This window comes from Paenibacillus mucilaginosus 3016 (assembly GCF_000250655.1).
Classification (GTDB): Bacteria; Bacillota; Bacilli; order Paenibacillales; family NBRC-103111; genus Paenibacillus_G; species Paenibacillus_G mucilaginosus.
In genome coordinates, this window is record NC_016935.1 from 956,261 (window position 1) to 979,868 (window position 23,608).

18 protein-coding genes and 2 pseudogenes are annotated in these 23,608 nt (G+C 61.0%); 8 read left to right on the plus strand and 12 right to left on the minus strand.

Annotated elements, in window-relative coordinates; all coding sequences use genetic code 11:
- Positions 1 to 24: 24 nt before the first annotated feature.
- From PM3016_RS04215 to PM3016_RS04230, 4 genes are all read left to right on the plus strand, one after another.
- A complete protein-coding gene (locus tag PM3016_RS04215; protein WP_014368536.1) occupies positions 25 to 1,077 on the plus strand; it encodes a BMP family lipoprotein in 1,053 nt (350 codons plus the stop codon).
- 149 nt (positions 1,078 to 1,226) lie between these two features.
- Positions 1,227 to 2,762 (plus strand): ABC transporter ATP-binding protein, encoded by a 1,536-nt coding sequence (locus tag PM3016_RS04220; RefSeq protein WP_014368537.1) that lies wholly within the window; start codon positions 1,227 to 1,229, stop codon positions 2,760 to 2,762.
- The gene (locus tag PM3016_RS04225) at positions 2,755 to 3,831 is read left to right on the plus strand and encodes an ABC transporter permease (RefSeq protein WP_013914672.1); all 1,077 of its coding nucleotides are present in this window, start codon (positions 2,755 to 2,757) and stop codon (positions 3,829 to 3,831) included. The genes PM3016_RS04220 and PM3016_RS04225 overlap by 8 nt, the downstream gene beginning before the upstream one ends.
- Position 3,832: 1 nt before the next feature.
- Positions 3,833 to 4,795, plus strand: a complete 963-nt coding sequence (locus PM3016_RS04230; RefSeq protein WP_013914673.1) for an ABC transporter permease — start codon at positions 3,833 to 3,835, stop codon at positions 4,793 to 4,795.
- A 162-nt stretch (positions 4,796 to 4,957) separates the two neighbouring features.
- Here PM3016_RS04230 and PM3016_RS04235 read toward each other — a convergent pair whose 3' ends face one another.
- Positions 4,958 to 5,692: a nucleotidyltransferase domain-containing protein gene (locus PM3016_RS04235; protein ID WP_014368538.1), complete on the minus strand. Its 735-nt coding sequence runs from the start codon at positions 5,690 to 5,692 to the stop codon at positions 4,958 to 4,960.
- Positions 5,693 to 5,884: 192 nt separating this feature from the next.
- Positions 5,885 to 6,607, minus strand: coding sequence for a class I SAM-dependent methyltransferase (locus tag PM3016_RS04240; RefSeq protein WP_013914675.1), 723 nt, complete (start codon positions 6,605 to 6,607; stop codon positions 5,885 to 5,887).
- Positions 6,608 to 6,821: 214 nt separating this feature from the next.
- Between PM3016_RS04240 and PM3016_RS04245 the strand changes: the two genes are divergently transcribed.
- Both PM3016_RS04245 and PM3016_RS04250 read left to right on the plus strand, forming a co-directional pair.
- Positions 6,822 to 7,970, plus strand: a complete 1,149-nt coding sequence (locus tag PM3016_RS04245) for a hypothetical protein (protein WP_014368539.1) — start codon at positions 6,822 to 6,824, stop codon at positions 7,968 to 7,970.
- A 299-nt stretch (positions 7,971 to 8,269) separates the two neighbouring features.
- Positions 8,270 to 9,676, plus strand: coding sequence for an MFS transporter (locus PM3016_RS04250; protein ID WP_014368540.1), 1,407 nt, complete (start codon positions 8,270 to 8,272; stop codon positions 9,674 to 9,676).
- 101 nt (positions 9,677 to 9,777) lie between these two features.
- On the opposite strand, the gene PM3016_RS39320 is transcribed toward PM3016_RS04250, so the two are convergent.
- From PM3016_RS39320 to PM3016_RS04280, 8 genes and pseudogenes are all read right to left on the minus strand, one after another.
- The gene (locus PM3016_RS39320) at positions 9,778 to 10,362 is read right to left on the minus strand and encodes a DUF3231 family protein (RefSeq protein ID WP_238540439.1); all 585 of its coding nucleotides are present in this window, start codon (positions 10,360 to 10,362) and stop codon (positions 9,778 to 9,780) included.
- 9 nt (positions 10,363 to 10,371) lie between these two features.
- Positions 10,372 to 10,494, minus strand: a pseudogene (locus tag PM3016_RS41280) (DUF3231 family protein); the annotation flags it as partial.
- Positions 10,495 to 10,616: 122 nt separating this feature from the next.
- Positions 10,617 to 10,808 (minus strand): annotated as a pseudogene (locus tag PM3016_RS41055) (DUF3231 family protein); the annotation flags it as partial.
- Positions 10,809 to 11,912 carry an NAD(P)/FAD-dependent oxidoreductase gene (locus tag PM3016_RS04260; protein ID WP_014649433.1) on the minus strand — a complete coding sequence of 368 codons (1,104 nt, stop codon included), beginning with the start codon at positions 11,910 to 11,912 and terminating at the stop codon, positions 10,809 to 10,811.
- Positions 11,913 to 12,057: 145 nt separating this feature from the next.
- Positions 12,058 to 12,597, minus strand: a complete 540-nt coding sequence (locus PM3016_RS04265) for a hypothetical protein (protein ID WP_014368542.1) — start codon at positions 12,595 to 12,597, stop codon at positions 12,058 to 12,060.
- 193 nt (positions 12,598 to 12,790) lie between these two features.
- Positions 12,791 to 13,195, minus strand: coding sequence for a hypothetical protein (locus PM3016_RS04270; RefSeq protein ID WP_014368543.1), 405 nt, complete (start codon positions 13,193 to 13,195; stop codon positions 12,791 to 12,793).
- A 91-nt stretch (positions 13,196 to 13,286) separates the two neighbouring features.
- Entirely contained in the window at positions 13,287 to 14,699 is a 1,413-nt protein-coding gene (locus tag PM3016_RS04275) for a hypothetical protein (protein WP_014368544.1), read from the minus strand.
- 265 nt (positions 14,700 to 14,964) lie between these two features.
- Complete coding sequence (locus PM3016_RS04280) at positions 14,965 to 15,768, minus strand: Cof-type HAD-IIB family hydrolase (protein WP_013914685.1); 804 nt, start codon at positions 15,766 to 15,768, stop codon at positions 14,965 to 14,967.
- A gap of 210 nt (positions 15,769 to 15,978) precedes the next feature.
- On the opposite strand from PM3016_RS04280, the gene PM3016_RS04285 reads away from it, so the two are divergent.
- Both PM3016_RS04285 and PM3016_RS04290 read left to right on the plus strand, forming a co-directional pair.
- A complete protein-coding gene (locus PM3016_RS04285) occupies positions 15,979 to 18,321 on the plus strand; it encodes a putative bifunctional diguanylate cyclase/phosphodiesterase (protein ID WP_014368546.1) in 2,343 nt (780 codons plus the stop codon).
- 267 nt (positions 18,322 to 18,588) lie between these two features.
- A complete protein-coding gene (locus PM3016_RS04290; protein ID WP_014368547.1) occupies positions 18,589 to 19,620 on the plus strand; it encodes an HD-GYP domain-containing protein in 1,032 nt (343 codons plus the stop codon).
- Between the two features lie 178 nt (positions 19,621 to 19,798).
- Here PM3016_RS04290 and PM3016_RS04295 read toward each other — a convergent pair whose 3' ends face one another.
- Positions 19,799 to 21,973, minus strand: coding sequence for a 5'-nucleotidase C-terminal domain-containing protein (locus tag PM3016_RS04295; protein WP_014368548.1), 2,175 nt, complete (start codon positions 21,971 to 21,973; stop codon positions 19,799 to 19,801).
- A 202-nt stretch (positions 21,974 to 22,175) separates the two neighbouring features.
- Complete coding sequence (locus tag PM3016_RS04300; RefSeq protein ID WP_013914689.1) at positions 22,176 to 23,567, minus strand: MATE family efflux transporter; 1,392 nt, start codon at positions 23,565 to 23,567, stop codon at positions 22,176 to 22,178.
- Positions 23,568 to 23,608: the final 41 nt, after the last annotated feature.

Consider the following 23,608-nt stretch of genomic DNA (forward strand, 5'->3'; position numbering starts at 1 on the left):
TTAACATGGGGGGGTTCATCAATCATGAGATCATGGATGAAGACAACGGCAGGCCTGATGCTCGCTGCCACGCTCGTGCTTACGGGCTGTGGCTCCAAACCGGCGCAGGAAGGCGCAGCGGGAGACAAGCCGGCGGCAGAGAAGCCGTCCGGCAGCAAGAAGGCGGAAGGCTTCAAGGTAGGTATGGTTACGGACATCGGCGGCGTTAACGACAAGTCGTTCAACCAGAGCGCCTGGGAAGGCCTGAAGAAAGTCGAAGCGGACACCGGCGCATCCGTGAAGTACCTGCAGAGCAAGAGCGATGCCGATTTCATCCCGAACCTGAACCAGTATATCAAAGATAAATACAACCTCACCTGGGGGATCGGCTTCCTGATGGGCGACGCGATCAAGACGGTAGCTACCCAGAACCCGGATGCGAAGCTCGCCATCATCGACAACGTGGTGGAAGCTCCTAACGTCGAGTCCGTTACGTTCGCCGAGCACGAAGGCGCGTACCTCGTCGGCGTCGTAGCCGGTCTGACCACGAAGACGAACAACATCGGCTTCGTCGGCGGTCTGGACATCCCGGTCATCAAGCGCTTCGAAGCGGGTTTCCGCGAAGGCGTGAAGGCCGTGAATCCGAACGCGAAGCTGACGATCAACTACACGGGTGCCTTCGACAAGCCGGACCTCGGCAAGGCGGCGGCAGCGACCATCTACAACGACGGCGCGGACATCGTGTTCCATGCGGCGGGCGCAACCGGCAACGGGGTCTTCAACGAAGCGAAGGACCGCGTGAAGTCGGGCAAGAAGGTATGGGTTATCGGCGTGGACAAAGACCAGTCGCTTGAGTTCGGCGATGACGTTACGCTGACTTCGATGATCAAGCGCGTCGACCAGGCGGTCATCCGCGTAACGACGGACCTGATCGACGGCAAGTTCCAGGGCGGCAAGGTCGTTACGCTCGGCCTTAAGGACGACGGTGTAGGCCTGCCGGAGACATCCACGAAGAACGTACCCGCAGATGTGCTGAAGAAAGTAGATGAGTACAAAGCCAAAATCATCAGCGGCGAGATCAAAGTTCCGGAGAAGTAAGCCGAAGCGTTCGGTCCTTGCAGCTGCGCGGATTTTGGGATCCGTCCAAGATTACCAACATCATAGTCCATGCACACACTCCGACAAGGCTGGTGTAATCACCGGCCTTGTCGTTTGATTTGAGCGCTGACAACAGAGGAGGAACGCCCATGAGTACACCGGAAATGGCGGTTGAACTGCAGGGAATCACGAAGCGTTTTCCCGGCATCACAGCCAATGACGGCATCTCCTTCCAGCTGAGGAAGGGGGAAATCCACGCACTGCTCGGCGAGAACGGAGCGGGTAAATCGACGCTGATGAACATCCTGTTCGGCCTCTACCAGCCGGACGAGGGACAGATTCGTGTCCAAGGCAGGGAAGTGGCCATCGACTCCCCGACGAAAGCGATCGAGCTCGGGATCGGGATGGTGCACCAGCATTTCAAGCTGGTTCAGCCGTTCACCGTAACGGAGAACATCATCCTCGGCAGCGAGCCTCGCAAGGGGACCTCGATTAACTATAAAGCGGCCGAAGAGAAGGTCGCCCAGATCTCGGCGCAGTACGGCCTGATGGTCGACCCGAAGGCGAAGATTGAGGATATCTCGGTCGGCATGCAGCAGCGCGTGGAGATCTTGAAAACGCTCTATCGCGGAGCCGAGATTCTGATCTTCGACGAACCGACGGCGGTATTGACCCCGCAGGAGATCGGGGAGCTCATGGAGATTCTCCGCCTGCTGGCCCGGGAAGGCAAGTCGATTATTCTCATTACCCATAAGCTGAAAGAAATCATGGCGATTGCGGATACGTGTACGATCATCCGCAGGGGCAAGGTGATCGACTCCGTCAACGTCGCAGCGAGCTCGCCGCAGGAGCTGGCGGAGAAGATGGTCGGCCGCAGCGTATCGTTCCGGGTGGAGAAGAGCAAGGCGCAGCCGGGCGAGAAGGTGCTCGAGGTGACGGATCTGCACGCGCTCGATAACCGGAAGGTGCCGGCGCTGAACGGCATCTCGCTGCAGGTGCGCGCAGGCGAGATTCTCGGCCTCGCCGGTGTCGACGGCAACGGGCAGAGCGAGCTCATCGAGGCGCTGACGGGGCTGCGTCCCGCCGTATCCGGCGAGATTCGGCTGAAGGGGCAGTCCCTGACGAATCTGCCGCCGCGAACGATCACTGAAGCGGGCGTATCGCATATTCCGGAGGACCGCCACAAGCACGGCCTCGTGCTCGACTTCACGATGAGCGAGAACATGGTGCTCGAGACGTATTACAAGCCGCCGTACAACCGGGGCGGTTTCCTGGACCGCAGCGCGATCGACCGGCAGGCGGAGCGCCTGATCCGCGATTTCGACGTGCGGACGCCGAGCATCTACAACAAGGCGCGGTCGCTCTCCGGGGGCAACCAGCAGAAGGCGATCATCGCCCGGGAGCTCGACAAGCAGCCGCAGCTGCTCATTGCGGCGCAGCCTACGCGGGGCCTGGACGTCGGTGCGATCGAGTTCGTGCACCGCAAGCTGATTGAGGCGCGGGATGAGGGCAAGGCCGTACTGCTCATCTCCTTCGAGCTCGATGAGATCCGCAACGTGTCCGACCGGATCGCGGTCATCTCCGGCGGCCGGATCGTCGGCGAAGTGGATCCGGAGCTGACGAATGAAGAGGAGCTTGGCCTGCTCATGGCAGGCAGTGAAGGTAAAGGAGGCGCCCATGGATAAACTGATGCGCATCATGACAAAAGACTCGGCCCTCGTGCCCCTGGGAGCGATCCTGCTCGGTCTCCTGTTCGGCGCTCTGGTCATGCTGGTCGGAGGCTACAACCCCATCGTCGCATATGCTGCGCTGCTCGACAAAGTGTTCGGCAGCGCGTATGACTTCGGTGAAGCGGTACGTGAGATTACGCCGCTTATTCTGACCGGTCTGGCCGTAGCGTTCGCGAACCGGACAGGTCTGTTCAATATCGGCGCCGAAGGCCAGTTCATCATGGGGATGACCGGCGCTTCGATCGTCGGGATCAAATTCGATCTCCCGTGGATCATCCACATGCCGCTGGCCGTCATCGCCGGTGCGGTGCTCGGCGGCCTGTGGGGCGGGCTGGCCGGTTATCTCAAGGCCAAGCGCGGCGTGAACGAGGTGATCACGTCCATCATGCTGAACTGGACGGCGCTGTTCCTGGCGAACTACATTGTGAATGCATTCCTGCTCCAGCCGGGGCAGCAGCGTTCCTATGAGATCCATGAGTCGGCCTCCCTCACGATCGGATGGCTCTCCGAGCTCATGGGCAATGCCCGGGTTCACTGGGGGACGCTCATCGCACTCGCCGGTGCGGCGATCTTCTATATCGTGCTGTGGCGGACGCGGCAGGGGTACGAGCTCCGCGCCGTAGGCCACAACCCGGAGGCCGCAAGGTATGCCGGGATGAACGTCAACAGCAACATTGTCCGCGCCATGTTCATCGGCGGCGTATTCGCGGGACTGGCCGGCGTGGTCGATGTGCTGGGGGTCTTCCACTACCAGACCGTGATGGCCGGTTCACCGGGCTACGGGTTCGACGGGGTGGCGGTCGCGCTGCTCGGCGGGAACAATCCGATCGGCGTCGTACTGGCCGCGATCCTCTTCGGATCGCTGACGTACGGCTCGGCGGGCATGAGCTTCGCCGCGGACGTACCGCCGGAGATCATCCGCGTCGTCATCGGCTCCGTGATCTTCTTCATCGCTGCCCATGGCATTGTACGCGGGCTGATCCGCCCGCTGAAGGGCAAATCCAAGAAAGAGGGGGCGGCTTAACATGGATCTGCTGCTGAAGCTCGGCGAGCTGATCAATATCACACTGGTGTTCTCCACCGCCCTCATCTTCACCGCAATGGGCGGGATCTTCTCGGAGAAGTCCGGCGTCGTCAACATCGGTCTCGAAGGACTGATGGTCTCCGGCGCCTTCGCTGCGGCGGTGGCTACGTATACGGCCGAGGAAGCGGGCATGGGGGCGGCGTCCCCTTGGGTCGGGCTGATCGCGGCCCTGCTCTTCGGCGTCATATTCTCCTTAATCCATGCGGTTGCCACGGTGACCTTCAAGGCCGATCAGGTGGTCAGCGGGGTCGTCATCAACTTCCTCGCGGCCGGTCTGACGGTTTATCTCGTCAAAATTATGTATGACGGTGCGGGACAGACCGAGACGCTGAACGAAGTGTTCAGCAAGGTGAAGATTCCGTTCCTGTCGGACATTCCGGTCATCGGCAAAGGTTTCTTCGAGGCTTACCCGACGACCTATCTGGCCATTTTCATTGTAGCGCTGACCTATTATGTGCTCTATAAAACGCCCTTCGGCCTCCGGCTGCGTTCGGTCGGCGAGCATCCGGGCGCAGCGGATACGATGGGGATCCGCGTCTCCCGCTACCGGTACCTCGGCGTCATGATCTCCGGTGCCTTGGCGGGTCTCGGCGGAGCAACTATCACGCTGACAACGACGAGTTCCTTCTCGCATAACACGGTATCGGGCCAGGGCTTCATCGCTCTGGCGGCGATGATCTTCGGCAAATGGCATCCGCTCGGCGCCCTGGGTGCGGCGATGTTCTTCGGCTTCTCCCAGGCGATCCGCAACTTCGTGCAGCTGTTCGACTTTGCCAAGGGAATTCCGATGGAGTTCCTGTACATGCTGCCGTATGTGCTGACGATCCTGGTGCTGGCCGGAGCGGTCGGCCGGGCGAAGGCGCCGTCGGCCCTCGGCGAAGCTTACGATCCGGGCAAGCGGTAATAACGCAAATACCGAAAGGCGGCTCCCGCTCTGTATGACAGAGCGGGAGCCGCCTTTTTTGGGTATCACGGGCCGATAGGCTGCGCTGTGCCAAGCCCCGTCACAGAGCGTGCCGGTGGGGCCGCCGGATCAGCGGTGCAGCGGAGAACACCCGCCGCAGGCTCACAGCTCCTCCGTCTCCTCTTCCTCGCCGGAGCCGCCCTCGGCATAGCCTTCGGACAGGATCCCGCCGAAGGGCGTGAGCCAGCGGCGGGTGAGCGCGGCCAGCGGCTCCTTGTGACCGGAGCCGTAGTACGCCTCCAGCGCCGCATGCAGCTCGCCGGCGGCCGCCGCATCGCAGCGCTGCAGGCCCCGCTGCAGCCACTTGCCGTCGCCGAGCCACTCGCCCCGCGTGCGCAGAGCGAAGGCGGCGAGCTGCTCCGCCAGCTTCGCGGCGATGAAGAGCGCTTCCTCGCGCCGCGGGCAGCCCTCGAAGTCGGCCAGGGATTCGCCAAGCCCGTAGCGGGCCTGGCGCAGCTCCTGCCGGCTCCAGGGCGGCGGGCCCGCGAGCAGGTCGCTCCGCGCTTCGGCGACGATGCCCCGCACCTCCTCCGCGCCGAAGAGGATCCTCCCCTCGGCACACATCCGCAGGAGGGAGGGGATGGCTGTCTCGACCGCGAGGTCGAAGAAGTAGCGGTAGGTCTCCTTCGTCAGGACGAAAGCCTCGATGATCCAGCCTTCCGACTGATAGGTTCGCCGGAAGGGGCTCTGCTGGCTCTCGTCGAAGATCACGAGATCGAGATCCGAGGAGGGGGTGGCTTCCCCCTGGACGGTGCTGCCTGCCAGCAGAGCCGCTTCACAGGCGGGAAATTCCCGCCGGATGAATCTTCGGGCCGTCTCCTCTGCGCTGCCTCTCATGTTACGCACCTCCTGCCGAATTGCTGCGGGCGCCGTACAACCGTTCACCCTGGTGCAGACAGCATATGCGCACAGGGGCCGATCCATGCCCGAAGGCGCTGCCAAGGGGGAGGGGGGAGCCCGCCCCGCCCGGCGGACACTGCACAGTCGAGAGTCCGTGCAGGCCGACGAATGCGAAGGCCAAGCGCGCTCCTATTTGCGCGCAAGAAACAGGGCGTGGGCCAGCGAGGCCTGATGAGCCTCCAGCAGCTCGTCGTGGGCCAGGGAGGTCTGCCATACGGCGGCATCCAGGATCGCTCCCTGATCCATGAGCTGATGGGGGTCGGGATGCTCCGCCAGATCGTCGCCGGGCGGCCGGCCGAACGGCAGGCGGTCCCACGACTCGGCCGCGGAGAACCCGGCGCGGAGCAGCTCTTCCTTCCAGGCCTCCTCGTCAAGAAGGCCGCCGAAGCCGAAGAAGCCTGCCAGCTGGTCGTAAGCCTCCCGGGTGATAGGGCCGGCGAGAATCAGTTCGCGGTCGTACAGAAGACCGCCCGGGGCCAGGACCCGGCAGTACTCGCGCAGCGCGTCGGGAATGGAGGCGAAATTCGTCACCGATTCGGCGAGCACGACATCGAATGAGCCCTCTTCGAACGGAAGGGCCGTAATGCTGCCTTCCGCAAAATGCACCTGTACACCTTGCAGCTCCGCGCGCCGCACCGCCTTCGCCAGCATCTCCGGGCGGATATCTAGGCCGGTGACCCGCATGCCCAGCCCGGCGAGATGGCAGGCGGTCCGTCCCGTCCCGCAGCCGACTTCCAGCACCCGGCTGCCGGAGGGCAGGGGGAAGCGGCGCAGCTGGGACAGCGTGGCCGAGAAGCCGCCGGGATGGGCGCTCGAGGCGCCAAGGCGGGTAAGCATATCCAAATAATCCATAGGAATTCCTCCTGTCAGGCCGCTTAGACGTTTTTCCATTGTATGCGGGAGGAGTACCGCTGGATAGGGATGGGTGTCCCGGCCCGCGGCATGAATTCCCGCTTCACCTTATTTGCATCAGAGCAGGACCTCAGCTGCAACTTTTTTCCGGGAATGGGATGCGCGGCGGAATGAAAGGCTACCATGGTAGTCTTTTCATTGGAGGGTTCATGGCATGACAGCAGGCAAGATCAGAAGGCTTCTGCAGGTGCTTCTCGGGTTTTCGGCTCTGCTGCTGGCGGCGAATGCCGCATCGGCAGGGGGAAGAGCCAAGGAGGCGCCGGGGCCTGTAACCATTACAATCCAATCGTCACCGGAGAGCGGCCTTGTCACCGAGCTTGTCGTCCGCTCCCCGGCCGTCACCAGAGCACTATCCAAGGCGAAAAAGGAGCCGGATTCCCGCTCCCCGCTGACCGATACGTATATCACCTGGAAGGATGGCGGGACGAGCCGGCGGTTCGCCGTGGATGAGAGCGGGAACTGGCACGAAGAGGCAGCCGGATTGCGCTGGGAACTGTCCGGGGCCGAGCTCGAGGCGTACATTGAAGCAGCGCGGGCGGCACATTACGGCAGACTCCTTCCCTGGGAGGAAGCCAAGAAGACGGTGGCGATGAAAAGCATCTGCACCGTTACGGATCTCGAAACGGGGCTGAGCTTCAAGGCGCAGCGGCGTGCGGGCCGCAGTCATGCCGATATGCAGCCGGTCACGAAGGCAGACACCGCCATCATGAAGGAGATCTACGGCGGCTCGTGGAGCTGGCACCGCCGGGCGGTACTGGTGAGCAGGGAAGGCGGTCCTGCGATCGCCGCTTCGATGCACGGCATGCCCCATGGAGGGGACGGCATTCCGGGGAACGGGTTCTCGGGGCACTTCTGCATTCATTTCCTGGGCAGCTCCACACACGGATCGAAGAATGTGGACCCCGATCATCAGTGGATGGTGTATAAAGCCGCGGGACGCTTGGACGAGGCGCTGCGCGAAGCAAGCCCTTACGGGGTGGCGCAGGCTTTTCTGGTTGCCCTGAACCAGCAAGAGACCGGCCTGCTGCAGCGGATCTTTGCGGATCCGAAGCACCCGCAGCTCCTGCATTTTCAGGCGGCCATGAAGGAGATTCAAGGCATCAGGGCCAAGGAGCCGAAGGAGCTTCCGGAGCCTCCGGGGGAGGATGCGACGACGGCGGAGATCCTCTTGGACACGACCGTTTACCGGGAAGGCCACAAGCCCGAGCATCAGGTCTTCCACTTCCGGATGAAACGCGGCGGCAAGGACGCCCCTTGGCAGATTGAGGATCTGTCGATTACCGCATCAGCCCCTTCCATGTGAAGGGGTTTTTCTCGTCGGGACGGGAGACTATGACGGAAGCTGTCAAGGTTAGGCCTTATAGTGGTTGCATACGAGCTTTGAGCACAGGGAATGGATGGGTTGCATTTCCGTATGGAGGGAGAGTTTGGATAAAATAAAATTCTCCGGTACTGCTGTGGGGACTTCCAGGATATAGTAAGAGCAGCGCCAATACTTACGAACCATTATTAACTTACATGGAGTAATTGCCAGGGATGTATTGGAGGCTCCCATAGAGAGAGACGAATCATTCGGATATCGCCAAAAAGGAGAGTGTAATCATGCAGTCGCCGGCAGCTCCCGCGTCCGCTTCGGGCGTGTCTCTTGACGTACGCCGTACCGCACCCTGGATTATCTTCATCATATTCTTCGGCGTCTTGAACGAAACGGTCTTCAATGTCTCCACGCCAAGCATTGCCGCCCAATACGGACTGTCTTCCTCAGGGGTCAGCTGGGTGGTCACGACCTTCATCCTGTTCTTCGGGATCGGTTCGGTTATTTACGGCAAGCTGTCAGACATCTACAGCCTCAAGAAGCTGATTGTGATCGGCATTGTCATCTATAACGCGGGATCCGTTCTCGGGATTCTGCTTCAGTCTTCCTATGCCATGGTCATTGCGGCCAGAGCCATCCAGGGGGCCGGTGCTTCGGCGATTCCAGCCCTCATCATGGTGGTAGTCGCGCGGTACTTCTCCATGGAGGACCGGGGCAAGGTCTTCGGCATCCTGAACTCGACCGTTGCGTTCGCAGTGGGCGTGGGTCCGGTAATCGGCGGCCTGGTATCGGCCCGGCTCCACTGGTCCCTGCTGTTCCTTATCCCGCTGTTCACGCTGATCTCCATTCCGTTCTTCCGTAAAGTGCTTCCCGAAGAGAAGCCCGCCGGCGGCCGTGTCGATGTGCTGGGGGCAGGACTGATCGGACTCGGCATCGCCGGACTGATTCTCTTCCTGACGGAGCCGCGCTGGTACTGGCTGGCTGGCGGGATCGGGCTGCTGGTCTGGTTCGCCGTCCATATCCGGCGGACTTCCCAGCCGTTCATCGAGCCCTCGCTGCTGCGCAGCCCTTTGTTCCGCAGCGGTCTGATCGTGGCTTTTATCATGTTCAGCACGGTGATGGGCATCATGTTCGCCCTGCCGTTCATATTGACCGGACTCAAGGGGCTCACGACGAGCGGGGTAGGCTGGGTGCTGTTCCCGGGAGCCATCTCGGCCGTTGTGTTTGGTCCGATCGGCGGGACGCTGGCCGATAAGCAGGGCAACCCGAAGGTGGTGCTGCTCGGCGCACTGCTGCTCAGCGGATCGCTGCTCCTGCTGTCGTTTCTGCTGCCTTTGGCCCCCTGGGTCATTGCCGTTCCGCTCGTGCTTCTGTATATCGGCCTCTCCTTCATCCAGACGGCTCTGGCGAACAGTGTATCCCAGACCTTGTCCCTGCAGGAGACGGGGATCGGCATGGGACTGTTCAACCTGGTCGGCTTTATCTCCGGAGCGGTGGGGTCGGCGCTCGTGGGCCGGGTCCTGGACCAGGGGCTGCTGGGATTCCGCCTGAATCCGCTTGTGGCGGATCCCGGTGCATGGGCTTACAGCAATCTCATGCTGGTCTTCGCCCTTGCGATTCTGCTCGGAACTCTCCTGTACTTCCGGGCTTACGGGTTCAAGCTGCGCCGCCCCCGGACTTCCCCTTCGGGCTGACTGCCACAACGAGGCTTCCCCCGTGCCAAGAGGCGCGGGGGTTTTTGTTATGCTGCATGCATGATGGGGGAAAAGATGGAGATGCCGGGCTCCTGCACCGATTACTTCGGATGCTCCAGAAGCGACTCCCTGTCCAGAGCCCCCGGCGTCTTCTCCAGCCACTCGTTCCTGATGAGTGCTTCGGTTACATCCTCCGTATAATTTCCGGCTCCAGCAATCAGGGCGAGGAAGGCGGCGACAACATCATGCTTCATCGCCGAGCCGAGGGCCTGCCCGTAATGCGTGATCAGCGAGCCGAACAAACCCGAGATGTGGCAGAGCATGAGGCGTTCCGAGAACAAGGGGGTCTGCGAGCCTGACACATCGCTCAGAAGGGAAGGCGGCAGCGGGAGGTCATCCCGTTCCAGCAGGCCTCCCAGCCGCTCCAGATGCTCCACGGCGGTCTGCGCTCCCTGGGTGCACAGCGACTGCAGGTCCTTGCGCTCCATGGTCTGGGCGAAGGCTGTACAGATCGCATGGATCAGGCCGGCCAGCTCCATGCCCTTGTAGACGTTGGCGATCTCCACGCTGTGCAGCGGCCTGGTATCGCCGAACCATCCCTGCAGGAAGCTCGGCTTCTGTATTTGCTCGGGCGCTTCGGGCACGGGAATGACAGGGGGGCGAATATATAAGCCCTTGGAAAGCATGGTATCTAGGATCTCCCCGTAGAGACGGGAAGCTGCCGACAGGCGCTCCGCACAAAAAGATCGGACATCTTGACGGATTGAAACCGAGAGCGATTCCGCATAGAAGTGGAGCCCCAACCGTGCTCCCAGCAATAAGTAGTAAAGGAAGAAGCGTTCGCCGAAGAGGGCCGGGAGGGAGGCCGCGCAATCCGATTCCGCGAATCCGCGGGGCAGCGGAAACCCCTCCCGGTGAGCAGTGCGGTTCGCTCCTGGTTATTGGAGCGGGCGAGATTCAAGGCGAGCGCTATGCTCCGCAGCACATCGGGATCGCCGGCCTGCTGCTCGAAGACGCCAAGGACGCACTGCGACATGTCGTCGATCATATAGCCTGTCCACAGATATCCGATTTCGGAACCGGTGAGCCGGGGCGTGGGGGTAGACATGAGCTTTTCATCTCCGCTTTCCATTTATGAGGTGACACCTTGCTTCCATTTGATATAGGGGCGCAGCAGAAAACTGATCGTCTTGAGCGGATTGAGATGTTCGTTCTCGATCAGTCTGCCGCCAAGCCGGCCGCCGAGCATCCGGACGATCCGGTCATAATCCGAATCGCAGAGCCGCTCCATGGCCCGCCGAAGGACCAGAGAATCCTCATAGCTCTGCCGCAGCGGTGCGGTCAACTCCTCGTAATGGCCCTGACCGGCCAAGTCGAAGGCTGCATAAACCCCGGTCAGCAGGGCGGAGAATTGGCCGAAGCCGAGATAAGGCATCAGGCTCCCGAAGCAGTTGCCGACATAGAAGGTGTTGCCGATCCGGGCGGAACGGCAGATGCCGACCGGATAGCCGGTAATCTGGAATTGATCGGTGATCCGGAGGGGCTGATTCAAGTCCCTGCAGGCTCTCTCGTAAAAGCGGTCCCAGAGAAGCTCGGGGTCCGGCGGCTCTTTGTGCGGGTCATCCGGATAAGCGATGACGATCGTCGCTTCCGTATCCGAGAGCGGGATGCAGAAGCTGTATCCGCTGGGAGCCATATCGTTATCCAACCAGGCGGAGACGGCGTAGCGGTCGAAGGTGCCCTCTACCGTGGCTCCCCGCAGGGACACCGTGAGATCTTCTCGGAAGTTCCTAGTTTGCTTCGCATACTCGCCGTCTCCTGCAGCCATCACCACATGCGTGTAATGGCTGAGAAGCCCCTCATACGTTTCTTCGGAGTGGAACCGGATGGGGCTTTTCACCTGACGGCTCAGCTGGGCTTCGAACGCGTTATGCTCCCTGCCGCGCACATTCGTGAACCCAAGATGTCCTTCGAAGACCGCCTTCTCCTGGGGCGAATACAGGGTCATCTTCTGGAGATTGGCCGTGGGGTGCAGATAGATGCCGTGCTTCTCCGACAGGTAGGCGATGCAATCGCGAACCGGGCGGGTCAGCAGCGAGAAGAGAATTTCCCCGTTGACGAAGCGGTCGCCCACCCGGCTGCGCTTCTCGAAGATGGCCGGCTCGATTCCGAATTTCTCCAGAGTAATGGCACAGGCGAGCCCGGACAGCCCGGCTCCCATGATGGCGACCTTCAAGAGGACACATCCTTTCAGAGTGGATTCCCTACAGGATAGCGTCGTTCAAAGGAGTCCTTTTTATGCAGGGGAGGGAATCGGCGCTGCCGCAGGAAACAGAATGAAGAGCCCTGTGCCTGAAGCACAGAGCTCTTCATTCAACCCGTCAATAGCAGAGGAACTGATCCACCCGGTCAATGTCGAGGCCGAAGAACACCCACGTTCCATAAGGGCCGAAGCCGTACCAGCGGAAGCCGCCGATGGAGTTGCGGCCGACCCGTGTCAGATAAATCCAGTACTGGTCGCCGTTGCGCTGCCATATGTACACATAGCGGTACAGGCACCGACGGATGTTACCGGGGTCCACGGCATACAGCGAGGGCTGCTGCTGCTGTTTCTGGGGAATGAACGACGGGGGCGGGGAAGAGGGCGCTCCTCCCGGACCACCGCCCGGTCCGCCGCCGGGGAAACCGCCGGGTCCGCCCGGGAAGCCTCCCGGAGGCCCGCCTGGGAAGCCGCCCGGAGGTCCACCAGGGAAGCCGCCCGGAGGCCCGCCAGGGAAGCCGCCCGGAGGTCCACCAGGGAAGCCGCCCGGAGGCCCACCGGGGAAGCCGCCTGGGGGTCCACCGGGGAAGCTGCCCGGTCCGCCGGGAAACCCGGGGAACAGGCTGCGGTAGGGATCGAAGTAATAGACGGGATACGTCATGACGGATCTCTCCTTTTGGGACGGAAGTAGGAGGCATCCACGCCATGTGAATGCCTGTGTCTCCCTACCATGATATGACCGCCGCGCCCAAAGCTGACCTACAAAAGAAGGAAGCTTGGTTCTAAAAGCCGTCTGGCTGACGGACCTTTGAAGCCAAGCTTCCTTCGTTGTATTCCCCCATGCTCACCTTGAACTAGCGTCTGTTGCCCGCATCGATGGCTTCATTCGCGTCGTCCGGACTGTAACCGGGCAGATCGTAATCCGTGTTCCCGAGCTTCTTGAGAATGCCCATCTTCTCGATGTGTCCTTTGGTCTCCGCCGTACCGATCCGGTACAAAAGGGTGTACAGGTCCTTCATGCGGTCGTTGAACTGTTCCGTAGCCGGGTCGTGATCGGCCGATTTGTAAGGAATCGGCGCCCGGGCGAAGGTTCCGTCCTGCGTCTCTTCCGTGGACTGAAGCAGCCGGCGCAGCTCCTGATATTCTTCTTCGGAGGCTTCCACCTGATAGTCGTACGTATAGTTGCGCTGATCGGCGAGCGTCTGCTGATCTTCGATCGTCCCGGGACCTACGGAGATATAATAGATTTTCTTCGGCATGGCAATCGCCTCCAGGGTAAGTAGTACTATTCATTAACCGGGAGGGTAAGGCCTGAACCAAGCCCCGGGGGCCGGGCCGGCCGGCAGCCGCTCAGATCAGGAAGATGGCCGCGGCCGTCGTCACGGCGAGGCCGACCGCCACCGGCAGCAGATTGCGCCGGGCGAGCTCGAAGGGACTGACGCCGCAGATGGCGGCGGCAGGGATCAGCGCCCAGGGGACGAGCGTGCCTCCGCCGACCCAGATGGCCGCGATCTGGCCCAGGGCCGTGAGGGTCGCCAGCCCCGTCCCGATGGCGGCGGCGAACAGCTGCGCGATCGAGCCGGCCAGCGAGATGCCGGAGAAGCCCGAGCCGTCGAGGCCGGTAATGGCGCCGACGGCCGTCAGGGTCACGGCGCCGACGGCGGGGCTGAGGGGCACAACCCCGGCCAGAGCGGTGCCGAGGTCATTGACCAGGCCGTGCGAGCCGGAGGGCAGCACTTTGCCGTAGAGCTCCGTGAAGGCCGAATCGCCGAGGTAGAAGAAGGCGGCGATCGGAATGACGGGCGCGAAGACGCGGAAGCCGAACAGCAGGCCTCCCGTCAGGTAGGAGGTCGCCTGTTCGAGCCCCCGGCCGCGGTGGGCGCAGAGCGAGATGAGCAGCATAGCGAGCAGGGCGGTGCCGCCGATCAGCGCGGTTGCATCGCCGCCCTGCAGATCGAGCGCGATCATCACGGCTACATCGGCTGCGAAGAGCAGCGGCAGCAGCAGGGCGAAGGCGCGCCGTGCGGCCGGGCTCAAGCGGGAGGGCGCCGAGGGCGGCGTCAGCTCGGCGGCTGCGGAGGCATCCGCTGCGAAGGGCGTGCTGCCGGTGCCCAGCCGGCCGAGCCGCATGTCGCGGCGGAGCAGCCAGAACGCCGTCAGCGTGGTCACCGCGCCCATGATGAGCACGAGCGGCACGCTGGCCTGCACGACTTCGGCGACGGGGAGGCCTGCGGCGTCCGCCGTCAGCTTGGGGGCGCCCTGGATGACGAAGTCGCCGGAGAGGGCGATGCCGTGGCCGAACAGGTTCATGGCCACGGCGGCTCCGATGGCCGGCAGGCCGACCCGCTGGGCCGCCGGGAGCAGGACAGCTCCGAGCAGGGCGACCGCCGGCGAAGGCCAGAAGAAGAAGGAGATGGCCATCATGACGAGGCCGATGACCCAGAAGGCCAGGCCGGGGGTGCGGATCAGCCGGGCGAAGGGCCGGATCATCACTTCATTGATCCCGGTGGATGTCATCGAGCGGCTGAGCGAAACGACGATGGAAATGATGAGGATGGTGCCAAGCAGTTCCCGGATGGCATAGATGAAGGAGGAGAATACGCCGCTGACCGAAGCGGGCAGGGAGTGGGTGGCGAGCAGCCCGAGAGTCAGGATGCCGGCCGTGCAGAGGATGGTCGTATCCCTGCGCATCGCCATGAAGCCGATCATCGCAAGAATCAGAAGCAGGTAAGCCCAGTGCAGGGAAACCAGGGTAATGTCCATAAACCGTCTACCTCCGTTAGATGCCGGGCCCGAAAGCGCGGGGGAACCGCTTCTGCCGGTCATCGCTGTCGCGATAGTCATCCGCCTATCGTGGTGCCTACAGCTTATGCACCGGCCGGCAGGGAGGTGAGAACATGCTGTCAGGAATAACGTACAGGTTGTCCGGCCGCGGAGCCGCATGAGATAAACGCTTCGCGAGATATCCATTCTTATATTCAAAAAGCAGCGGCCCCCTTTCCAGGAGGCCGCTGCTTTTTTGGGGGTTTCAGGATACGGTCTGGAGAATGTACTTCTCCACAACATGCTTCACGCCTTCTTCATTATTGCCGTACGTCACATAGTCGGCAATGTCCTTGAGTGATTCCACTGCGTTGCCCATGGCTACGCCGAGTCCGGCGACCTCGAGCATTTCGCGGTCGTTCCAGCTGTCCCCGATGGCAATGGCGCCCGAGAGCTCAAGGCCGAAGTGCTCCGCGAGATAGGTGAGCGCATGGCCCTTGGTGCCCTCCGGATGCATGATCTCCAGGAAGTGCGGCTTGGACTTCGTAATATGTACCGCAGCGCCGAGCAGGGAACGCAGCTCCAGGGCCACTTCATCCAGGCGGGCCGGATCATCGATCAGGAGCAGCTTGGTGGAAGGCTTTGACGCCAGCTCCCGGAAGTCCGGATGGACGGTGTATGGAATATTGGACAGCTGGGCATAAGCCCTCGCTTTATCGTTGTCTTCCTTGACGTAGAGTACGTCATCCAGATACGTCTGCAGATGCAGACCGTTCGCTTCGCAGTAGTCGAAGATCTGCTTGGCGGCGTCCTCCGGTACCGTGCGCTCGTAGAGCACCCGGCCGTCGATCGCATTTTTGACCAGGGCGCCCTGGTAGGTGATGATCGGCACATTCAGCCCGAGCTGGTCCGCCAGCTGCTTCGCGGAAGCGTACATGCGGCCCGTCGCGAGGGTCACTTTCACCCCCTGCGCCACGGCAGCGGCAAGCGCCTGCTTCGTTCCCTCGGTAATTTCTTTCTCATCCGTAATCAGGGTGTCGTCGATATCGATTGCCAGCATGGTATACATTTCTCTAGTCTCACTCCGTTTCTTCCACATTGCCCCCATTATACCTTAGAGCTTCCCTTATTTGTAACTAAAAAAAATCGGATGTCCAGCCGATGAAGGGGTATGGAGGCGGCTTCACGGCCGGATGGAAAGCGCCCTATCCCATAAAGCTTCCATGCTTTTTCTCTTACATCTGCTGCGGTGCCTACATGACGGAGAGGCTGGATGAATATGAAATCATTACAATCTTGGACGCATATCCGTTGGGCGTACCTCCTGACGTTTCTTTACATAGCCGGTCTATGGGGAATGCTTCTTGGTGCGGATGCCGGTGAGGGGATAATCTCCCTGGCGGAGCTGCTGTCCCCCCTGGCGGCGACCCTGCTTGGACTCCGGGCGGTCTTCGGCCAGCGGGGGCTGCTCCGCATCTTCTGGAGCTTGATTACCCTGGGAGCTTGCTTCTATACGGCTGCCCAGTCCATCTGGTGCTATTACCATATCGAGGGCGGGGAGATGCCCGTTCTGGCGGCCGGGATGGCCGACGTTCTCTGGAACCTGCAGACCGCCTTCTTTGTCTGTGCCCTGTTCTATGTGATGTACAAGCAGGTCAGTGCCGTCCGTGGCATGCGGTTTCTTTTTGATATTGCGATTGTGGTCCTGTTCCTCTGTACACTGGCCTGGGAATTCATTATTTCTCCGAATCTGACAAAGCTGGTGGCGGAGCCGGACTGGATTCTGGTGATGAGCGGTGTACTGTATCCGGCCAGCGATCTGGGGCTGGTCCTCGGTCTGCTCATGCTGCATTATCAGCAGCAGAGCGTGCTGTCTCCGCAGGTCATGCGGTCTCTGACCGTGGGCTTCGCCTCCTTTGTGATAGGGGATATCCTGTACTTTTTTGATATTCTGGCCGGCACCTATGCGGTGGGGAGCTGGTATGATCCGTTCTGGAACATCGGGCTCCTGCTCTCCGGGATCGCGGCTCTGCATTCTCAGCGGGAGAAAGGGGACAGGGATACGGGGCAGCTCCTGTATGAGGATGGCGGCTGGGAGGCGAAAAACAAGCGTCTCCGCTATTTCGTCCCCTACCTGTCGCTGCTCCTGCTCTGCTTCCTGATGCTGCAGCGGCTGAGTGAAGTGGATGGCATTGTGATTGGCACGATCCTGATGATCCTGCTGATTCTCGTGCGCCAGCTGTCGATTCTCTTCGAGAACGAAGACCTGGTACGGCGGCTTAAGCATATGCTGCACAGCAGTGAGTATCAGGCGATGCATGATGAGCTGTCGGGTCTCCCGAACAAGCGGATGTTCGAGCGCAGCTTGTCGGCGGCGGTAGAAGAAGCTGCAGGGGACGGCAAGAAGCTGGCTGTGCTGTTCATGGACCTCGACCGCTTCAAATACATCAACGACTCGCTGGGCCATGCGGTCGGCGATGAACTGATCCGGCAGGTGGCCCGCCGTCTTGCGGCCATCGTGGAGGGCCGAGGCCTGGTGGCGCGGCTCGGCGGGGATGAATTCACCATCCTGCTGACCGGCTGGAGAGAGAAGCGGGAGCTGGAAAGCTTGTCCGCCCGGCTTCTCCAGGAGATCGCAAAGCCTTACAAGATCGAGCTCCATGAGATTCTGACGACGACCAGTATCGGGATTGCCCTGTATCCGTCGGATGGGGGTGACGGGGCCGAGCTCATGAAGCACGCCGATGCCGCTATGTATAAAGCGAAGGAGAAGGGCAAGGGCAGGGCCCAATTCTACGAGCCGGTCTTGAGCGGCGAGATTCTGAAGCGCATGGCGATGGAGCATGCGCTGCGGCAGGCCCTTCCGCGCGGGGAGCTGTATCTGGTTTATCAGCCGCAGGTATGCACCAAGTCGGAGGAGATTATGGGGGTCGAGGCGCTGCTGCGGTGGAAGCTGGAGGATGGGCGGCCCGTCTCCCCGGCCGACTTCATCCCGCTGGCGGAAGAGACGGGACTCATCGTCTCGATCGGGGAATGGGTGCTCCGGACGGCCTGCAGACAGGCGGCGGATTGGGAGCGGAGAGGGCTGCCCCTGTTCAAAGTGGCGGTGAACGTCTCTCCGAAGCAGCTTGTGCAGAACCGGTTCGTGCAGCGCGTGGCCGCCATCCTGGAGGAGACGGGCGTACAGCCTGAACGGCTGGTTGTCGAGATTACCGAGGGCATTGCGCTGCTGAACACAGCCGAAACGATCGAAACGCTCCAGGGGCTCAAGAAGCTCGGGATCGAGATCTCCATGGACGACTTCGGCACGGGATACTCATCGCTTGGCTACCTGCGGACCTTCCAGGTCGATTCGCTGAAGATCGCGCAGTCCTTCATCTCCCGGATTACCGTCGGGGCCGAGCATGAGGGGATTGTCCGGGCGATCATGGCCATGGCAGACAGCCTGCAGCTGGAGGTCATTGTTGAAGGGGTGGAGACGGAGCAGCAGCTGCAGCTGCTGAAGGGCATCGCTGAGTGTCTGGTGCAGGGCTATTATTACTACAAGCCGCTGCCTCCGGAGGAAGTGACGGCGGTTCTCGAGAAGCAGGCAGGCCGGAGGGCATCGCAGCGTCATTCATAGGACAGCTGCTGGAGCGGCAGGTTCGGGGATTCCCGGGCCTGCTTTTTTGCTGGTAAGGCTGGTGAGTGCAGGCGGTATATCCTTGGTGCTACTTACCATACAAAAGGTCTATAGTCCTAGGACGTATGGTGTGGTATAGTGGTTGTAATATGGAATATACGTATAGTGGTTGTAATATGGAATATACATAGTGATCCTTAATTGATATTGCTTCTGATCTTCATCTCCATCATTCTCAATTTTGATTCATATGCGGGGGAAACATGCATGCGCGACGGTCTCGGAAAACAACTGAAACACGATGTGTTTAATCACGCCGGAGTGGTGATCGTACCGGCAGGGACGCTCCTGACAGAGGAGCATCTGGAGCTCTTCGGCAAGCACGGGATCGAGCCCGGGCAGATTGTCGTATCGGCAACGGCCCCGAAGTCGTACCCGAAGTCTGCCCGCCGGGCATCCGGCTCCTTGGTTCAGTCGGTACGGAAAGCGGCGGAGCAGTCGAAGATGCTGTTTGAGCAGACGGCCCTCACCAAAAAAATTCCGGTCATGGAACTGCGGGGAACCATCCTTCCCGCTGTCCGGCAGATTGCCGCAAATGACGATGTGTTTGCTTTGTTCGAGGCCGTGAAAGCGCAGGATGAGTATACGTATCAGCACAACATCGGTGTGGGGGTTCTATCGACGTTGATCGGAAAATGGATGGGTCTGGATGAGATGGAACTGAACATCCTGAGTCTCGGCGCGACGCTCCATGACGTAGGCAAGGTGAACATTCCGCTGGAGATTCTGAACAAGCCGGGGAAGCTGACTCCTGAGGAGTATGCGCTGATCAAGAAGCACACCGTATACGGGTATGAGCTTCTCAAGGATACGGTGGGGCTGAGCTACCGGATCGCGCTGATTGCCCTTCAGCATCATGAGCGGGGGGACGGGAAGGGATACCCTCTTGGCCTGCGGAAGGACCAGACCGATCCGCTCAGCAAGATCGTCGCCGTCGCCGATGTGTTCCATGCCATGTCTTCCAAGCGGCCGTATCATGATCCGATGCCGTTCACGGAGGTGGTCGGACAGATGCGGCAGGGGGTATTCGGGCAGCTCGATCCGGAGATTGTTACGGTCTTCCTGAACGGCATGGCCCAGCGGCTCCTCGGGCGGGAAGTGCTCTTGACCGATGGCCGGGTGGGCGAAGTCGTGCTCATTCATCCGCATGACAAGACCTCGCCGCTTATAAGGACGGGCTCTTCCTTCGTCGATCTCAGCAAGGAGCGGCATGTGGCCATCCGGTCCGTTGCCGTATGACCTCGGTTTAGGGAGGATTGGCGAACGGTATCCTTCCGATCCTCCTGTTCATCACAGACGGCTCGAGCATCCCGGTCGTCTGCATTTCCGTTTTCGCGCCTGAACAACAAAAGCCGCCTCCCATGCAGCATGGGGAGGCGGCTTTTGTTAGTTATAACGAGAATGAGGGCCGAACATTTTATTTCAGATCCAGACGAACCTCGCGGTCATCTTGCGGAAGGGAGATCGGCTTGCCGGAAGCTCCCTGTTCCTTCAGGTATTCCACCCAAGCGTCGAGCATAATCCGGCCGTCCTTCCAGTCGGTCACTTCACCGAATGCGGTGAAGCCGTCGCCTTGGCCTGTAGCCATGAAGTCGTTGGTGGTTACCGAGAACGTGCGGGCTTCATTGTACTTGCCGTCGACGAAGACCGGAGTGCCGTCAAGCAGCGTAATCTTCGTGTATTTCTCGCCGGCCGGCTTCGTGTTGTCCCACTCTACCTTGAGACCGGAGAATTGAATTGCAGGCAGCTGCGAGTACTTGTCGGTGACTTCCAGCAGAGCCTTGATCTGCTTGGCGGTCATCGTACCCGTCCGGTTGTAGTTGCCGAACGGCAGCACTTCGAACAGCTTGCCGTACGTGACGTCGCCGGCTTCGATCTCGGCACGGAGGCCGCCGATGTTCGTGAAGGCGATGTCGGACTTCTCCGACCAGCGCATCGCATCCGTGACGGAGTTGCCGATCGGCGTCACGCCGTCACGTACCTGATTGCCGTTTACGGCATAGCGGAAGGACTGGGTCGACCACTTCCCGGCCGCTACGGCAATCTTCTCATTCGTCTTTTCTGCGATCTTCGCCTGGTAATCGGCTACGGTCTTCTTCACTTCTTCGTCAGCGGTCGTCAGATTCGTATACGTCTCGAGCATGGAGACGTTCGAGGAGACGACCTTCTTCGTATCGCGGTCAACGAACAGCTGGATATGGCCGACGGCATACAGCCAGCTCTGCGCTTCCACAACCGGAACGCCGTTCACGTGGCCTGCTACCCGGCGGTGGGAGTGGCCTCCGACGATCGCATCCAGCAGGGTAGTGCCGGTGCCGTTCGCCAGGTCGACGAGCTCGCCCATGATTTCCTGGGACTTCGTATCCTGTTCGCCCGGAAGGTGGGAGGTGACGATGACGAGATCGGCCCCCTGCGCCCGGAGCTCAGCCGCGAGTTCCTTCGCATAAGGCACGGGATCGGCGAACGTCAGGCCTTCGATGTTCGTCGATTTCGTCGTGGTCTTCGTCTGCGGCGTAGCGAGGCCGATGATGCCGATTTTGAGGCCCGCCTTCTCGACGATCGCGTAAGGCTGAGCCCACTCTACGCGCTTGCCGGTCTTGTCGTCGATAATGTTGGCGCCGAGAATCGGGAATTCGGCTTTCTTGATATTCTCGATGAGCACGTCGCGCCCGAAGTCGAATTCATGGTTGCCGATTGCCGCGGCATCATATTCCACATCCGCCATCGAGTCCATGACCGATTGGCCGTTCGTCGTGTTGGAGATCAGCGTCCCCTGCCATGCGTCGCCGCCGTCTACAACCACGGTGCCTTCAGGGTTGACGGAACGGAAGTCGTTCACAATGCCGCCGAGGGTTTCGATGCCGCCCTGCGCCTGCTTGCGCTTCGTGTCGAAGCCGACTTCAATGTGGCCGTGGATGTCGTTGGTGGTGAGAATGTCGATGAGCTGGAACGCCAGCGGTTTCAGCGCTTTGACCGCTTCGTCGCGGGTGACGGCGGCCTGCGGCTCGAAATTGCCGTCGAGCGCAGGCTGGAAGAGACCGGCCAGCACGCCGTAGGCCACGAACGGACGGGCGGATTCGCTGATCGAAGCCCCGTCCTTAAAATAATTCAGCACTTCCGTATGTACTTCAGGCGCTTTGCCTTTGGTCATGGCGCGGCCGATCATGACAGCGAGTTCTTCGCGGGTCACCGCGGCGTTCGGCTTGAACTCTCCGCTCCCGGTCACGATTCCTGCGGCTGCGGCGCTTATCACCGCGGGACGCTGCCAAGCCTCCAGGTCGGAGAAAGGCGTCTGGGAGCTGTCGGACGGCACCAGCTTGGCTGCACGCGCGATCATCGTCACGAGCTCGGCACGGGTGACCGTGCGGCTGCCGGCGAGGTCCGAGGTGCCCGGATAGCCTTCGACAATGCCTTTGTCGAACGCGAGCTTCATGTCGGAGTTCAGAGCGGCAGCGGCAGCTGCGGTGCCTTCGGCTGCATAAGCGGCAGGCAGGGTGGAACTGCTTCCGGAGAATGCCGTTCCTCCAAGAATGATGGCCGCCAGCAGCGCCTTGGCTGCTTTGGGCTGCATGCGGAATCGGTTGTTGCTCATAGTGTGGCCTCCTTGACCGTCTTCTTGTGGATGAGTCTAGTAAATGAGAACAAATCTAGTATAGCGTATGGGACGTGAACGGTGTGTAAAGAAATAGGACTTCAGGGTGAAAAAAGTCGAAAAAACCGCCCTCCTTGAGGGCGGAGGGCGGCAGTCTTTTTTGCTTGAAATGCAGCGTGCCGGTAAACCGGCTTTCGAGCCGTTAGCCCTGGATCATCAGCGATTCGTTCCTGGGCTGCGCGAGCGGGGCGGGCTGCTGCAGCAGCTTCCAGCGGCGGAGCATCAGGACGCCGCGGATGAGCTCGTCGCTGATCATGGCGATGTAGATGCCGTGGATCCCGAGCCCGAGCGGAATTGATAAGTAATAGCCGAGGCCGGTGGCCACCAGCCAGATGGAGAACAGGCCGATGGTCATCATGTAGCGGGTATCCCCGATGGCGGTCAGCGCTCCGTTCATGGCCATATTGAGCATTTTGAAGGGCTGCAGCGCGAGGTTCAGCCCAAGCAGCGAGACGCCGATGGCGATGATGGCGGCGTCTGCCGTGAACAGCGGCAGAATCCGGTCGCCGAGGACGAAGAGCAGCAGGGCATTGATCATCACGAGTGCAAGCCCGATCCACAGGGCGCTGAAGGCGCTGCGGTTCGCCTCCTTCCGCATCCCGGCCCCGTACAAGTGGGCGACGCGGATCTGGGCGGCCATCGCGAGGGAGTTGCCAAGAATAAAGCAGAACGACTCGAGTGTATTCATGTAGGTCCGGGCCGCGAGCTCCGCCGCGCCGAGCATGGCGACGAAGGAGAAGAGAAGCAGCTGGGAGAACACCCAGGAGGCCATATTCACGCCCATCGGCCACCCGATCTTCAGCACTTCCCTGAACAGCGGACGGTCGAACAGCCGCAGGTCCGCCCAGCCGATCCGGCGGTGGAAGGCGTGCAGGAAGACGTAGGCAAGCACCAGGGTGCCGAGCAGGCGGGAGACCAGCGTCGAGATCGCTACGCCGGTCAGTCCCCAGGCGGGAAGCCCCAGCTCCCCGAAAATAAATCCGTAGTTGAGCACAAGGTGGATGACGTTCATGCCGATGGCAATATACATCGGGCTGCGCGTGTTGCCCGTGTTGCGCACCGCGGTACTGAGGATCGCCATGGCCGCGGTCAGGACCATGCCGCCGCCTACAATGGAGATGTAGGTGACCGCCAGCGGAATCAGCTTCTCTTCGAGCTGCATGAGCCGGGCGATCGGCTCGGCGCCGAAGAACAGGAGGGCGCTCATCGCGAGGCCGATCCCTACGGATATTTTGGCCGCCATAACGGCGATCGTCCGGGCTTCTTCGGGCCGCTGGGCCCCGAGCTTCTGGGCGATGAGCACGCCGGCGCCGCCGGCAACGGTCATGAACAGGATCGTCATGGCGTTGAACAGCTGGGTCGAGATGCCCACGACGGCTACGGCATCATCCGAGATGCGGGAAACCATCAGGGTGTCGGCTGTGCCGAGCAGGAACTGCAGGAACATTTCGATAAAGATAGGCCATGTCAGGATCCACAGGGATGGGATTCGTTTGGTTTCATTATCCGGGGGTGACGCTTTCTCTCTAAACATAGGGGTTCTCCACTGCCTTTCTTTCATGGAACTGATGCCGG